2 protein-coding genes are annotated in these 1,539 nt (G+C 66.5%); both read right to left on the bottom strand.

Annotated elements, in window-relative coordinates:
* On the bottom strand, nucleotides 1-767 hold a 767-nt coding region (locus tag ABSH63_RS15620), incomplete at its 3' end, for a tetratricopeptide repeat protein (protein ID WP_352891026.1).
* Nucleotides 764-1,441 carry an energy transducer TonB gene (locus ABSH63_RS15615; RefSeq protein WP_352891024.1) on the bottom strand — a complete coding sequence of 226 codons (678 nt, stop codon included), beginning with the start codon at nucleotides 1,439-1,441 and terminating at the stop codon, nucleotides 764-766. The genes ABSH63_RS15620 and ABSH63_RS15615, both read right to left, overlap by 4 nt.
* Nucleotides 1,442-1,539: the final 98 nt, after the last annotated feature.

The following is a 1,539-nucleotide window of genomic DNA, read 5'->3' as shown; positions in this document are numbered from 1 at the left end:
AGCGTCGCCAGCTGCTTCTTCTGCTCGCCCATCAGCCCGTACATGCCCGACAGCTGCAGCACGTAGCTCTCGCTCGGATACTGCGCGACCAGGATCTCCAGCACCTTGGCCGCCTTGGCGTAGTCGCCCAGCTCGTAGTAGACGGCCCGCAACAGCGCCAGCCAGTTCTCCTTGGGCGCCTGCTGCTTTTGCTTGGCCAGCTTGAGCGCATCGATCAGGGCGCGCTCGGCCGCCTTGAAGTCGCCTTGCTGGTAGTGCGCCTGCGCCAGCAGCACATGGGCGTCCGCCGAGGGTTCGGACACGACTTTAAACCACTGATCGAGGACCTTTATCGCCTTGGGATAGTCCTCGATCACGAAGTACATCTGCGCCAGCGCAAACAGGGTGCTGTCCCTCAAGCCTTCCGGCAGGTTCGGGGTCTTGAGCACTTCGCTGTAAGCCTGGATCGCCTTGGGCGTGTCACCCTGGTTGTAGTAGACCGCCGCGTAGAGGTTGAACAGGGTCGCGCGCTCGTAGTCGTTGAGCTTGTCGCCCCGCGCCTTGACCCCGTCCAGCGCCGCGAGCGCCGCCGCATCGTCCTTGGCGTCGATCGCCTGCTGGGCCTTTTCGAGCTCCTTGAACACCGCCTGGCTGATGAATTGGGTCTGCTTGGTCTGCGGCTTTGCCGGCTTCTTGCTGTCCTGGGCGTGGGCCGCGCTGCCAATCAGCAGGCCGGCGACCAGCGGTGCGATCAGGCTGCGGATCAGGCTGGGGCGAGCGCGCCTCATCGCCCACGCCCCTGTTCGATTTCAAACGTGATCAGGTGCTGCACGCCCGGCACTTCGATCGGCCGGCCGTTCTCGACCCGCGGCTTGTACTTGAATTTGAGCACGGCGCGCTTGGCCGCCTCCTCGAAAATGCCCGGCGGCTCGGCTTCGAGCACGACCGGGTCTTTGACCGATCCGGTCTCGGTGACGGTGAATTGCAGCAGCACCCAGCCTTCGATGCCCCGGCTCTGCGCCCGCGCCGGATACACCGGCGCCACCTTGACGATCGGCAGGTATTCGCCGTCGCTGGCCGACAGCCGAAAACCCGCGCTGGTGAGGCTGGAGTCGACCCGCATCTGGCCAATGTGGACCGCCCCGGCCGTCGGCGCTTCCACCTGCACCGGCGGCGGCGGCGCGTCCGGCGCCTCCTGCGGCTTGTCCGGCTTCTCCGGCTTGGGCCGCTCGACTTCCAGATTCTGGTCGCGCTTGACGCGCACGAAGTCGACGATCTTGCCCGCCGGCGCCTCGGTCATCGCTTCCCGCCCCGCCGCCACCAGCTCCGCCATCAGCCAGTACAGCGCAAACGTGACGACGACCGCGACCACACCCCCCAGCAGCAGGCGCAGGACGTTGCGGATCGGCTGGCCCGCAGAGCTGGCGATCGCCAGATCGGTGGTGACGGCCTCGTGCACCATGCGCCCTACTCCTGCGCCTCGGTCGCGACCGCGATGTCGCCGATGCCGGCGTCTCTGGCCGCATCCATCACCTGCATCAGTTGCTTGCTCTTGGAGTC

Origin of the sequence: Sinimarinibacterium thermocellulolyticum, assembly GCF_040327995.1 — a bacterium.
Taxonomy (GTDB): domain Bacteria; phylum Pseudomonadota; class Gammaproteobacteria; order Nevskiales; family Nevskiaceae; genus Solimonas; species Solimonas thermocellulolyticum.
The sequence above is the reverse complement of the archived record's forward strand: the minus strand, read 5'-3'. Positions and strand labels throughout refer to the sequence as shown.